Here is a 12,571-nt window from a genome sequence, read left to right on the forward strand (position 1 = left end):
TTAACACTGAGCTAACTCTTTATTCCATGGTATCAAAAGCCAGGCTAGGTTTTGCATTCAGCTCCAAGTCTGCAAAGTTTTCTTTATTCCACTCACTAACGCTAGCATAGGCAATCATACCCGCATTGTCTCCGCAAAGACGTAGAGGTGGAATGATAACCTTGACATCGGTGATTTCAGCCGCCAAACGTTCTCTAAGACCTTTATTGGCAGCCACACCACCAGCCACGACTAGGGTTTTAACAGGGTATTTCTCCAAAGCCTTCTTGGTTTTCGCCATGAGAATATCCAGGACAGCTGCTTGGAAGGATGCACACAAGTCCGCTGTAGACAAACTTTCTCCCTTTTGCTCGGCATTGTGGTGGAGATTGATAAAGGCAGACTTCAAACCTGAGAATGAAAACTCCAGATTGTCTTCCTTAATCATGGCACGAGGGAAATCATATATATCCTGACCTTGATGAGCCAACTCATCAATCTCACGACCTGCTGGATAGGTCAAGCCCATGACACGACCGACCTTATCATAGGCCTCACCAACTGCATCATCACGAGTTTCCCCAACAATCTTATAATCACCAGCCTCAGAAACATAGACTAACTCTGTGTGGCCACCACTAACCAAGAGGGCTAGCAAGGGAAACTCCAAAGGTTCGACACTTTGAGCCGCCATGAGGTGACCAGCCATGTGATTAACGGGAATTAGAGGTAGGCCATGCGCCCAAGCAAAGGCCTTGGCAGCTGACAAACCAACAAGCAAGGCTCCGACCAAGCCTGGTCCGTAGGTAACCGCCACAGCTGTCACATCGTTTTCAGTAATTCCTGCTTCTGCTAACGCCTCCTCGATACAGGCTGTAATGATCTCAACATGGTGACGGCTAGCTACTTCTGGCACTACGCCCCCAAAACGTTTGTGACTCTCAATTTGACTAGCAATGACATTGGACAAGAGCTCGGCGTCGTTTTTCAGGACGGCGACACTGGTCTCATCACAGGATGTCTCAAATGCTAAAATATATCTATCCTTCATCTATTTCTCTCTTCATGATAATGGCGTCCTCAACTGGACTATGGTAATAGGACTTTCTCTCAGCGATGACTGCCATTTTTTCTTTCTTGTAAAATGCTTGCGCTCGGTGGTTGGACTTTCTAACTTCGAGGAAAATCTCCTTGTCTGTCGGCGATGTTGCAAACAAGGCTGAGGCTATCCCCTGACCTTGATAGGCTTTTTTGACAGCAATTTGCAAGACTTCTGCTTCAAAGTTATTCTCCTGAATTGCTAGAAAACCTATCACTTCTTCCCCATCATAAGCTAGAGCATACCAAGTCTGGTCTTGAGACAGGTCTGCTTGTATTTGTTCCAACGTCCAAGGACTGACGGGATAAACATCTGTCATCACTTCGTAGATAGCTTGTGCCACATCAGGCTGCTGTTGGATTCGTTTGATTTCTATCATAGGCGTTTAATGTAGGACTCGCCAGACTCGGCGTGGTTCTTGAGCCAATTTTCCTCAGCTTCGACACGCTTGAGGTAATTCGGCACAAAATCGTGTAAGGAGTCTGCTTCCTTGTCCCAGGCCCAAAGAGCAAGATTCGCTGCGTTTGGTAAGGTTTCTTGATAGTTAGCCTGTGGTAATTGCTCTTGAATCTGCTCGACAAAGGCACCCACTTCACCAACAAAGGTCACCTGGTCGGCATCCTTGACTTGCTCTAGGACCTCCTCGAAAGACAGGTGAGCTTCTGGAAAGACAGGTTGAGCATGTTCATAAAATCCTGCGTATACATTGTTGCGACGCGCATCCATCAGAGGGACTACCAGTCCTTCCTGCTGGCTCGGTACCAGAGCTAAAAGGCTAGACATCCCTACTAACTCAATGTTTAAGGTATGAGCCAAGGTCTTGGCAGTTGCTACTGCAATTCGTAAACCTGTATAGCTACCCGGTCCCTCTGCCACGACGATTCGATCCAAATCCTTAGGTGTCAAATCTAGACTGGCCATCAAAAAATCGATAGCAGGCATGAGGGTAATACTGTGATTTTTCTTGATATTAATAGTCGTCTCGGCAAGAAGCTGCTTGTCCTCTAAAATGGCTAAAGACAGAGCCTTGCTGGACGTATCAAAAGCTAATACTTTCATAACACATTCCTATCTTTTTGTCTGTTTACTATTATACTACAAAAGCTGACACATGGGAATTTTCTTTGTTTCCAAACAAGAATGTCCTGCCAAATAGACAGGACAAGCACTCAAGAATTCAAACCAAAGTAAAATACAAACCAGACCACATAGGTCACTAGGAGAAGGAAGAACGAATACAGAGTCACGAAGCTAATCTTCCAAAGGAGCTTGGCTTTCCGATACTCTAGCCGAGTATACAAAACATTTCCTCCGTAAACACAAACAACAAATGCCGCAAAGGCCAGAAGACGAATGATAATAGCTAGTTGAAACATATCCTGCCCTCCTTCATAAGGAAAAACCTCTTTTCTAACTTTATTATAGCACTTGATTTCAAAGTCTTCAAATACTTGTATCGGGCAAAATGAAACACATTTCAGGCTCCTTACTTTCATGTTTCCTGCTTTTACTAATTCCCCTTTTTATGTTATAATTGAAATAATTGCAACGAATCAAGGTCAATACAGGCAGAAAATGAAATAGAAACAAACAGCTTCAAGCTGGTAATTTTTTGAATACAGCTGACCTGAAAACAGAAAGGAAACACATGATTTACAAAGTTTTTTATCAAGAAACAAAAGACCGTAGCCCACGTCGTGAAACAACACGCTCACTTTACTTAGACATTGATGCCAGCTCAGAACTTGAGGGACGTATCATTGCCCGTGAACTTGTTGAAAAAAACCGTCCAGAATTCAACGTTGAATATATCGAGCTCTTGTCAGACAAATTGCTAGACTACGAAAAAGAAACTGGCGCATTCGAAATTACGGAGTTCTAATATGGCCTATACTCTTAAACCAGAAGAAGTGGGCGTTTTTGCCATTGGTGGTCTAGGAGAAATCGGTAAAAATACATACGGAATCGAATACCAAGACGAAATCATCATCGTTGATGCAGGGATTAAATTCCCCGAGGATGACTTGCTTGGTATCGACTACGTTATCCCTGATTACTCTTATATTGTCGAAAACATCGACCGCGTCAAGGCTCTCTTGATTACACACGGACACGAGGACCATATTGGTGGGATTCCTTTCTTGCTCAAGCAAGCAAATATCCCTATCTATGCAGGTCCACTAGCTCTCGCTTTGATTCGTGGAAAACTCGAAGAACATGGCCTTTTGCGCAATGCTACACTTCACGAAATCAACCACAACACTGAGTTGACCTTTAAAAATCTTAAAGCAACTTTCTTTAGAACAACTCACTCGATCCCAGAACCTTTGGGAATTGTTATCCACACACCTCAAGGAAAAATCGTTTGTACCGGTGACTTCAAGTTTGACTTTACACCAGTTGGTGAACCTGCAGACTTGCACCGTATGGCAGCCCTAGGTGAAGACGGAGTGCTTTGCTTACTCTCTGACTCGACAAATGCTGAAGTACCAACCTTTACAAACTCTGAAAAGGTCGTTGGTCAGTCTATTATGAAGATTATCCAAGGTATCGAGGGACGTATCATCTTTGCATCCTTTGCCTCAAACATCTTCCGTCTCCAGCAAGCAACTGATGCCGCTGTTAAAACGGGTCGTAAGATTGCTGTCTTTGGACGCTCTATGGAAAAGGCTATTGTCAACGGGATTGAACTAGGTTACATTAAGGCGCCAAAGGGAACCTTCATCGAACCAAATGAAATCAAAGATTACTCTGCGGGTGAGATTCTTATCCTCTGTACAGGTAGCCAGGGTGAACCTATGGCAGCCCTCTCTCGTATCGCTAACGGAACCCACCGTCAAGTGCAACTCCAACCTGGCGATACGGTTATCTTCTCATCTAGTCCAATCCCAGGAAACACCACTAGCGTTAACAAGCTGATTAACATCATTTCTGAAGCTGGTGTTGAAGTTATCCATGGTAAGATTAATAACATCCATACATCTGGACACGGTGGTCAGCAGGAACAAAAACTCATGCTCCGCCTCATCAAACCAAAATACTTCATGCCTGTTCACGGTGAATACCGCATGCAAAAAGTCCACGCTGGACTTGCCGTAGATACTGGAGTTGAGAAAGACAATATCTTTATCATGAGCAATGGTGATGTCCTTGCCCTTACTGCAAACTCTGCTCGTATCGCTGGTCATTTCAATGCTCAAGATATCTACGTCGATGGAAATCGTATCGGCGAAATCGGTGCGGCAGTCCTAAAAGACCGCCGAGACCTATCCGAAGATGGTGTTGTACTTGCTGTCGCAACGGTAGACTTTGAGTCTCAGATGATTATTTCTGGACCAGATATCCTGAGTCGTGGTTTCGTCTACATGCGCGAATCTGGCGACTTGATCCGTCAAAGTCAACGCATCCTTTTCAATGCTATTCGTATCGCTTTGAAAAACAAGGATGCTAGCGTCCAATCAGTCAATGGTGCTATCGTAAACGCCATTCGACCATTCCTTTACGAAAATACTGAACGTGAACCAATCATCATTCCGATGATTCTCACGCCAGATGAAGAATAAGAAAAAATTCTCTGAAATCCTATGACTTCAGAGAATTTTTATTATTTAACAATGATTTCGTAACGAGTTTTGCTAGTGAAAGTTTCACCTGCTTTGAGAATGACTTGATCTTTCAGGTCACTGTGAATAGCATCTGGTAAAGCCTGTGCTTCAAGAGCAATCCCATTGTGCTGAATCATCGGCTGACCAGCGATGATGACACTCTCATCCACAAAGTTTGCGGTGTAAACTACAAAGCAAGGAGCTTCTGTCTTAAAGAGCAAGAAACGACCTGAGTTTTGGTCATAGAGGAAACCAGCATTGTCATGTCCTGCAGGCAGAGCAAATGGATGGTCCAAACCAGATACGAGTTGGATTTGTTCATCTTTGTCTGCAAAGATATCTTTTAACAAGGCACCATTATAGATATGTTTAACCACATCACGATTAGCATCTGGAGTTTTAGCTGGTACTCCATCAGGAGCAATTGGATAGATACCCTCAGTGTTCAATTGGAAGACATGGCGATCAACAGTCTGAGTGAAATCGCCAGATAAGTTAAAGTAGCTATGGTTGGTCGGATTGACCAAGGTATCTTTGTCTGTCGTTACCTTATAACTAACCTCGTAGGCACCAGTTTCTTCCAAGTGGTAGCTAATCCAGATTTTAAGATTCCCAGGGAAACCTCCTGTACCGTCTGTTCTTTCTGTGTAAAGAGTCAAACCATGGTCGCTCACCTCGACTAGCTCAAACAAACTAGAATCCCAACCTGTTGAGCCGCTGTGGTTACAGTTGCTTGCGTTATTGACTTCGAGTTCATAGGTTTTCCCATTCAATTCGAATGTCGCACCTGCGATACGACCTGCAACTGGACCTACACTCGCTCCATGTTTAGGACTGTTACCTACATAGCTGTCAAAATCATCAAAGCCTAGGATAACATTGGCAAAATTACCAGCCTTATCAGGAGTTACATAGCGTAGAATCGTTGCACCATAGGTCATGATTTCTAGTTGGTAGCCTGCTTCTGTTTCAAAGCGATAAGCGACAACATCCTTGTCATCAACTTTCCCAAATACACGTTCTGTGTATGTTTTCATCCTTTTCTCCTTATTATTTGAATTCGTGAATAATAACACCTTGAACGACGCGGTTTACTGTACCTGTAGGTGATGGTGTATCAGGTCTATTTCCAACCTTAAGCGAAGTCAAGAGAGCAAATAATTGACCATAAACAATATAAGGGAATACACGGTAAACGTCATTCAAGACACCGCCACAGCCAAGTGCTACTTCCTTAACGTTTTCAAGACCAAAGGCTTGATCACTCAAGAGAACAACTCGACGAGCAATTTGATCCCCTGCAACTTCACGAACCAAGTCTAAGTCGTACTTACGAGTATAATCTGTTGTAGTACCAAAGACTAAAACTACAGTATCTTCATTGATAAGAGATTTTGGACCGTGACGGAAGCCGACTGGACTTTCATACATTGTCGCAACCTGACCAGCAGTCAATTCCAAAATTTTCAGTTGTGCCTCATGAGCAAGTCCGAAGAATGGACCTGCACCTAAGTAAATCACTCGGTTAAAGTCTAGGTCAACCAACTCTTTCACATCTGCCACATTGTCAAGAACTTTACGAGCAAGACTAGAAAGCACTTCAAAACGTTCAGCTTTAAGAGCGAATTCAGTTGGATCAAAGACCAAAAGTGCTGTCAACATCATTGAAGTAAAGCTTGATGTCATAGCAAATCCAGCATCATTAGAAGCTGCCGGTTGCAAAAGCAAGAGGTTGCGATCGTCACCGTGGGTTTGAAGTGCTAATTTCCCTTCAGCCGCACAAGTGATTGTTACTTGATAAAGCTCGTCAACTAAGGCTTTTGCTAAGTCAACGGTTGCTACACTCTCAGGTGAGTTTCCACTACGTGCAAATGATACTAAAACAGTTGCCACATCTTTTTTCAAATAGGTTTGTGGGTTTGCAACAATATCTGTTGTAGCAATAGCATTGAAATTCCATTTACGTTCGTCATAGACTTCCTTGAAGTATGGAACTAAGGTGTCGCCTACATAAGCTGAAGTCCCAGCACCAGTCAAAATAACCTTAATGTAGTCATGTTTATCTGCAATTCCTTTCAAAAAGGCTGCAATTTCATCACGGCGTGCTTGATAAGCTTCAAAAGCTTCCTTCCAAACATCTGGTTGTTGGTAAATCTCGCGTGTGGTGATCTCTGCTCCCAACTCAAGCAATTCTTCTTTTGTATAATCTAGCATTGAAAACCTCTAATCTAATATTATTTCATGATTGAAAACATGGGAATGGGAGTCGCTCCCATTCCCATGTATATTTTCTATAAGATAGTTTGCTACATCTTATTCATCTTCATCGTCGTCGAAGCTTGCCAATAAATCATTAACTTTCACAATGCTTTCTGAAGCACGGCTCTTATAGTCCGCATCCATGCCAGTTAGGCTTGCATTGATAAACTCAATGACCATTGGAAGGTTCATTCCTGCATAAAGTTCAATGTCGCGACCTTCCATAATCAAACGGCTCACCACATTACATGGAGTTCCGCCAAGAAGATCCGCAAAGACTAGGAAATCATCCAATCCTTCAACAGCAGCTTCAAATTTTGCAGTAAATTCTTCTGGGCCGTCTTCTGGAAGAAGAGCCACTGTATGAATGTTGTCCTGTGGACCCATGATCATTTCTGTGCTACCTTTAAGTTCTTCACAGAAACGACCGTGGCTCACTAAAATTAATGATTTAGTCATAAATTATGCGCCCATTCCAAGTGCAAATTTACCAAAAGCAGAAAGAGCCAAGGCAAGCACGATAATGATACCGATAGCTTTTGTAGAGTTCATACCTTTCTTACCAAGCAACCAGAAGATGAAGGCAGTGAAGATTGCTGGAAGCAAACGTGGGAAGATTGAGTTCAAGATATCTTGGAAGTCAATCATCTTTTCACCGATTGGCAATTTGTATGAAATTTCAAAGTTGATCATTGTTGCTACAAGAGCACCCATCATGAATACACCAAGTACAGATGCAGCTTCAATCAAAGCTGTCAAAGTACTTTGCATGTTGTTGATAAGGTTAACCCCTTCTTTGTATGCAAATTCCAACTGTTTCCAACGGAAGATGTCATACGCTACTGCAACTGCGATCCAAAGGAAGATCCCCCAAGGTTGACCAGCGATAGCCATTGTTGCAGCGATAGATCCCATGATAGCAGGTACAAGTGAACCAAAGATTGTATCTCCAAGAGGAGCGAATGGTCCCATCAAACCTGTCTTGATACCGTTAACCGCGTCTTTTGAGGCAACGCCATCTTTTTCTTCCATGGCAAGGTCAAAACCAGCGATGATTGTGTGGAAGAATGGTGAAGTGTTGAAGAATTGAGTATGAACTTTCATCATTTCTTTCAACTCAGGAGTTCCATCTCCATACATTTTACGCAATTGTGGCAAGATCATGTAAAGGTAACCTGATGCTTGCATACGTTCGTAGTTCCATCCCAATTGGAAAGTGAACAAGCTACGTTTGTTAATTTGATTAAAATCTTCTTTTGTTAATTTGTAATTAGAATTCGTCATCTTCAATTTCCCCACTTTCTGATGGTGTAGAAGGTGCTGCTACAGCAACTTTTTGGCTGTTCTTGAAGTGAACAACTGCAAGGAAGATACCCACGATAGAGATACCGATCATAGACAATCCTTTGAAGTTGTTAACAAAGCCAATTTTTTCAGCAACTTCAGCAGGAAGAGTGCCAATGATTCCAGCAACTGCTCCACCAAGACTTGTTACGTTTGAGTAAAGTACAGTCAACATAGCTGTCAAACCGAATCCCATAGCAAGGTAGTGAAGGTTACGTTTAACTGGAAGGTAACGAAGCAAGATAGCGAATCCAAGACCTGGGAGCATACGACCTGCAAGAGTCAAACCGTCTGCAACCCATTGGTATTCTTTAACAAGGTTTACAACACCTGTAACGAATTCTCCACCGAAAGCAAGGGCGAAGAATACTGGAAGGGCACGAGATAGAGCCCATGGAAGCGCACCAAGAAGATAGTTACGTTCGATTCCTTTGTAGTCAAAGCGTTCGATTGCAGCATCAATACGGTGAGCGAAGAATGTTGTAGTCATACGACCAAGTACGTCGAAGTAAGTCAAAAGTGCCGCTACTGGTACAGCGATTGTAGTGATTGCAAGATCTGTTTCGATTCCTTGTGAAACTGAGAAAGCTGTCGCAAGAACCGCACCAGAAGTTGCGTCGATACGAGAAGCACCACCGAAGGTACCTACCCCAAGTACGAATAACTGCAAGCTACCACCGATAAACAAACCAGCTGTCAAATCTCCCATGACTAAACCAGTAATGAAACCAGCGAATACAGGGGAACCTGCAGAAGAAACGATCGTCAACTCATCACAGATTTGATAAGCTGAGTACAAAGTGAGAAGTAAAATTTGCCACCATTGTATCATAACAATGACCTCCTAAAAATTTTTTCCTATTTTAATAAGCTCAAAAAGTCTGAAACTGGATCATTTGGAACCATTTGAGCAGTAAGTTTAACACCTTTTTCCGCTAATTTACGGAAATCTTCTACATCTTTATCTACTACGTTGATAGAACGTGTAATAGCACGTGTTTCTGGTGTTTGAGACATGTTGCCGACATTGACAGTTTCAAGTGGCACACCCGCTTCTACCAAACCGAGGAAACGGTCAGGTTTGCGTGCTACAATCAAAAGACGTTGGCTATCGTATTTACCAGCAAGGATATTCGCTGCTGCTTTATCAACTGGTAAAATACTAAGTTTTACACCTGGTGGTGTTGCAAGTTTCAAGCCGCTTTTTTCAACATCATTATTCACAACATCATTGTCAACGACCATGATACGTGAAACATCAAGTTTAGCAGACCATAGGTTTGCGACTTGTCCGTGAATTAAGCGCCCATCGATACGGCATCCTACAATTGTCATAAGTTTTCCCCCTTTATAAGTTTTAGTGTAGGTTTACAAGTTAAATGTATGTGTTCCTTATACTCCCCTTCTGTTTCAAAGATAATGATGCGGTTGGCACCTTCTTTGAGATAGCTATGTGGAATATAAAGAGATAAGGTTGGACCGACATTCCAGAAACGACCTAGATGATGTCCATTGATATAAGCAATCCCTTTACCAAACTCAGATAAGTCTAAGTAGGTATCCTTCGGCTCCTTGACTTCAAAGTCAAAGGCGTAAAAGGCGGGTTGCCCTTCTGTCCATCCCTTAGAGAAATCAATATTCTCTGGCTTATCAAGAGGAAGTGGATATTGCTTCCAGTTGAGCAAGAAATGCAAATCTTTACAGACACCTGTGCGAATTCCTTTTCGCTGCGTATCTGCTAAGAATTTGTGTCCATAGTTGACACGCCCCATATTTTCAATAAGGATGTCAAATCTAGAGAGCGCTTTCTTTTCACCTTGATAAAAGATATCTTCACCGATTTCTGTTTGGTACTGTGTTGCCACCCATTTGCCATCGATAAAGAGTTGAGCTCTATCACGTCCGTCAATGATTCGAATGCGTTCTTCATCCGCATCCCAACTTGCTTCCGTACGATAGAGTAGGTAGCCGTAACCTTGTCCTAGCTCTTCCATTTTCTTAGGGTAGAGACTTTCAATCGGACTCGTTAAGGAATCCAAGGCTTCAAACAAAGAAACTTTTTCAACTAGCGGAATCGCTTCAACTTCCATACTTTCCTTATGAAGTGGCTCAGATTGTGGATACTCAGGGTAGTAAGTCGCCATCATTTCTTTCACTGCAAAATATTTAGCAGTTGGGTTACCAGCTTCATCAAGAAGAGCGTCGTAATCATAAGATGTTACTTGTGGTAAATCAATAGTTCCTCGAGCTGAACAACCATTCATAAAACCAAAGTTGGTTCCGCCATGGAACATATATAGGTTGATAGAGCCTAACTCTAGAGCTTCATGAACAGCTTCTGCTAATTCCTCAGGTTCACGCTTGATGATTGGTTCTTTCCATCGATTGAACCAGCCATCCCAGAATTCCATACACATGAGTGGCCATTTCTTGCAGTGCTCATCAAAGAATTCTTGCATCTGCGAGAAATTATAAGCAGCTTTGGAACCAAAGTTCCCTGTCACTAAGAGATCATCCTCAATTAAGGTTCCAGCCTTAAGAGTTGCTCGCCATGGTCCATCTGATGTGAAAAGCGGACAAGTAACTGCTCGTTCTTCCATCAAACGTCGAATTTCCCTCAAGTAGGTCTTGTCCTCGCCATAGGATCCGTACTCATTTTCGACTTGCATCATGAGAATATTTCCACCGTTTTCCAATAATCTCGGAACTAGACGTGGAAGCAACTGATCATAGTAGCGACCAACAATGTCAATGAAAGCTGGGTCAGATGATCGTATTCTCATATCCTTGGTCAAGAGCCATGCTGGTAAACCACCGAATTCCCACTCTGCACAGATAAATGGAGAAGGACGTACAATTGCATATAAGCCCAAATCATGTGCAGTTTGAAGAAATCTCTCTAAATCAAGATTGCCTTCAAAGTTAAAGTGTCCTTCAGCAGGTTCATGCATATTCCAAGCAACATAAGTCTCTACTGTATTGAAACCTAGTGCCTTGAGGTTATACAATGAATGATGCCAATCTTCCGCAGGAACTCTAAAATAGTGAATGGCTCCAGACAAAATCTTGAATGGTTTCCCATCCAGATAGAAATCATCTTTAATTTCAAATCTTGCCATTCATCCTCCCCTAAAAGCGAAAAGTTTGCGCTTTCATGTATTGTTATATCAACTATAAACCAATCGGGGAATAATGTCAATAGTTTTTGAAATTTTCTTTAAAATTTTTCTATTTTTTTTACTGAATCTTTTCTAAAAATCTCCACAAATCCCATAAAATCAGCATTCTGGGCAACTAATTAAAACAAGGAGCAAAACACGAATTATTTATATCTATCCTAAATTCTTATTCTGATATTTTAATTTTTTTCTGTGCTTTTCTACTATTTTTTTCTATTTTATGTTAAAATGATAAGTGGAGAAGGAAAAAACGAGGTGAAAATATGGCAATTCCAAAGTATCAATACATTAAAGATGAATTGAAAAATAAGATTATTTCTGGTCAATTTGCTAGTGGAGATAAGTTCTACACTGAGGCAGAATTGATTTCCATGTATGATGTTAGTTCAATCACAGTAGTTCGTGCCTTGAACGACCTTGCCAAAGATGGATATATTGTCCGCCAACAAGGTAAAGGAACTTTCGTAGCTCGTGCACGTAAACACAAACTCGTTGAATTTTCTGATGTGGAAATCTTCGAAACTAAAGATGATAAAGTAACTGTTCTTTCTATCGAACGTGGGAACGATCTTAAATATTTAGAAAAACTCGGCCTACGTGGCGATCAATTCTATTATAAGATTGAACGTGTTCGTGAAACAAATGGCGTTACCTATATCTATCACAATTCATATATTCCTGAACAATACATCAATGCCAACTATCCAAATCTTGAATACTATAGTTCTATCTATACTCGTTTCAAATTGGACTACCACATTCACATGAATGACGAGCATTTTGAAGAAATTAACGAAATTGTATTTCCGACTCCAAAACATGCCGCTTCTATTTTAGGAATCGACACTAAATTCCCAACTGTTTTCCAAACTAAGACAACTCAGCTTGAAGCAACTGGTCAAGTTTTGGAATACATCGAAACTTATAAACGTTCTGATTTCTACAAAATTAAATTCATTTCTTGTGACCGTGGTCACTAATTTATAAAAATCCTGAGGCAACTGTCTCAGGGTTTTTATATACCCATTATAGCATCAGCTCCCTTCCCTGAGAATAGCATTTCAAGCTATTCTATAATTAGTAACCTTTTTACTAAAAAATAGTCA

Annotated in this window: 14 protein-coding genes; 3 read left to right on the forward strand and 11 right to left on the reverse strand. The window is 41.7% G+C overall.

Going from position 1 to position 12,571, the window contains the following annotated elements:
* Window positions 1–19: 19 nt before the first annotated feature.
* The 4 genes from tsaD to I1J71_RS01555 all read right to left on the reverse strand — a co-directional run bounded on the left by tsaD (window position 20) and on the right by I1J71_RS01555 (window position 2,454).
* A complete protein-coding gene (gene tsaD, locus I1J71_RS01540; protein WP_195183478.1) occupies window positions 20–1,030 on the reverse strand; it encodes a tRNA (adenosine(37)-N6)-threonylcarbamoyltransferase complex transferase subunit TsaD in 1,011 nt (336 codons plus the stop codon).
* Window positions 1,020–1,457: a ribosomal protein S18-alanine N-acetyltransferase gene (rimI, locus tag I1J71_RS01545; RefSeq protein ID WP_195183479.1), complete on the reverse strand. Its 438-nt coding sequence runs from the start codon at window positions 1,455–1,457 to the stop codon at window positions 1,020–1,022. Before rimI ends, tsaD begins: the two co-directional genes overlap by 11 nt.
* Window positions 1,454–2,137, reverse strand: coding sequence for a tRNA (adenosine(37)-N6)-threonylcarbamoyltransferase complex dimerization subunit type 1 TsaB (gene tsaB / locus I1J71_RS01550; RefSeq protein ID WP_195183480.1), 684 nt, complete (start codon window positions 2,135–2,137; stop codon window positions 1,454–1,456). The genes rimI and tsaB overlap by 4 nt, the downstream gene beginning before the upstream one ends.
* 110 nt (window positions 2,138–2,247) lie before the next feature.
* Window positions 2,248–2,454 (reverse strand): hypothetical protein, encoded by a 207-nt coding sequence (locus I1J71_RS01555; protein ID WP_195183481.1) that lies wholly within the window; start codon window positions 2,452–2,454, stop codon window positions 2,248–2,250.
* Between the two features lie 272 nt (window positions 2,455–2,726).
* On the opposite strand from I1J71_RS01555, the gene I1J71_RS01560 reads away from it, so the two are divergent.
* Together I1J71_RS01560 and rnjA are read left to right on the forward strand one after the other, a co-directional pair.
* Window positions 2,727–2,960 carry a DNA-dependent RNA polymerase subunit epsilon gene (locus I1J71_RS01560; protein ID WP_006149161.1) on the forward strand — a complete coding sequence of 78 codons (234 nt, stop codon included), beginning with the start codon at window positions 2,727–2,729 and terminating at the stop codon, window positions 2,958–2,960.
* Window position 2,961: 1 nt separating this feature from the next.
* Window positions 2,962–4,641: a ribonuclease J1 gene (gene rnjA / locus I1J71_RS01565; RefSeq protein WP_195183482.1), complete on the forward strand. Its 1,680-nt coding sequence runs from the start codon at window positions 2,962–2,964 to the stop codon at window positions 4,639–4,641.
* Window positions 4,642–4,682: 41 nt separating this feature from the next.
* On the opposite strand, the gene I1J71_RS01570 is transcribed toward rnjA, so the two are convergent.
* The 7 genes from I1J71_RS01570 to I1J71_RS01600 form a co-directional block, all read right to left on the reverse strand.
* Window positions 4,683–5,720 (reverse strand): aldose epimerase family protein, encoded by a 1,038-nt coding sequence (locus tag I1J71_RS01570; protein WP_195183483.1) that lies wholly within the window; start codon window positions 5,718–5,720, stop codon window positions 4,683–4,685.
* A 13-nt stretch (window positions 5,721–5,733) separates the two neighbouring features.
* Entirely contained in the window at window positions 5,734–6,897 is a 1,164-nt protein-coding gene (locus I1J71_RS01575) for an SIS domain-containing protein (protein ID WP_195183484.1), read from the reverse strand.
* Window positions 6,898–6,996: 99 nt separating this feature from the next.
* Window positions 6,997–7,401, reverse strand: a complete 405-nt coding sequence (locus I1J71_RS01580; RefSeq protein ID WP_195183485.1) for a PTS sugar transporter subunit IIA — start codon at window positions 7,399–7,401, stop codon at window positions 6,997–6,999.
* A 3-nt stretch (window positions 7,402–7,404) separates the two neighbouring features.
* Entirely contained in the window at window positions 7,405–8,226 is an 822-nt protein-coding gene (locus I1J71_RS01585; protein WP_006149591.1) for a PTS system mannose/fructose/sorbose family transporter subunit IID, read from the reverse strand.
* On the reverse strand, window positions 8,213–9,118 hold the full coding sequence (locus tag I1J71_RS01590; protein WP_195183486.1) for a PTS mannose/fructose/sorbose/N-acetylgalactosamine transporter subunit IIC: 906 nt from the start codon (window positions 9,116–9,118) through the stop codon (window positions 8,213–8,215). Before I1J71_RS01590 ends, I1J71_RS01585 begins: the two co-directional genes overlap by 14 nt.
* Window positions 9,119–9,144: 26 nt before the next feature.
* Window positions 9,145–9,621, reverse strand: coding sequence for a PTS sugar transporter subunit IIB (locus I1J71_RS01595; RefSeq protein WP_049496685.1), 477 nt, complete (start codon window positions 9,619–9,621; stop codon window positions 9,145–9,147).
* Entirely contained in the window at window positions 9,618–11,405 is a 1,788-nt protein-coding gene (locus I1J71_RS01600; RefSeq protein WP_195183487.1) for a glycoside hydrolase family 35 protein, read from the reverse strand. The genes I1J71_RS01595 and I1J71_RS01600 overlap by 4 nt, the downstream gene beginning before the upstream one ends.
* Before the next feature lie 323 nt (window positions 11,406–11,728).
* On the opposite strand from I1J71_RS01600, the gene I1J71_RS01605 reads away from it, so the two are divergent.
* Entirely contained in the window at window positions 11,729–12,445 is a 717-nt protein-coding gene (locus tag I1J71_RS01605) for a GntR family transcriptional regulator (protein ID WP_006153065.1), read from the forward strand.
* The last annotated feature ends 126 nt before the right edge of the window (window positions 12,446–12,571 follow it).

It is taken from the genome of Streptococcus infantis (assembly GCF_015546995.1).
GTDB lineage: Bacteria > Bacillota > Bacilli > Lactobacillales > Streptococcaceae > Streptococcus > Streptococcus infantis_J.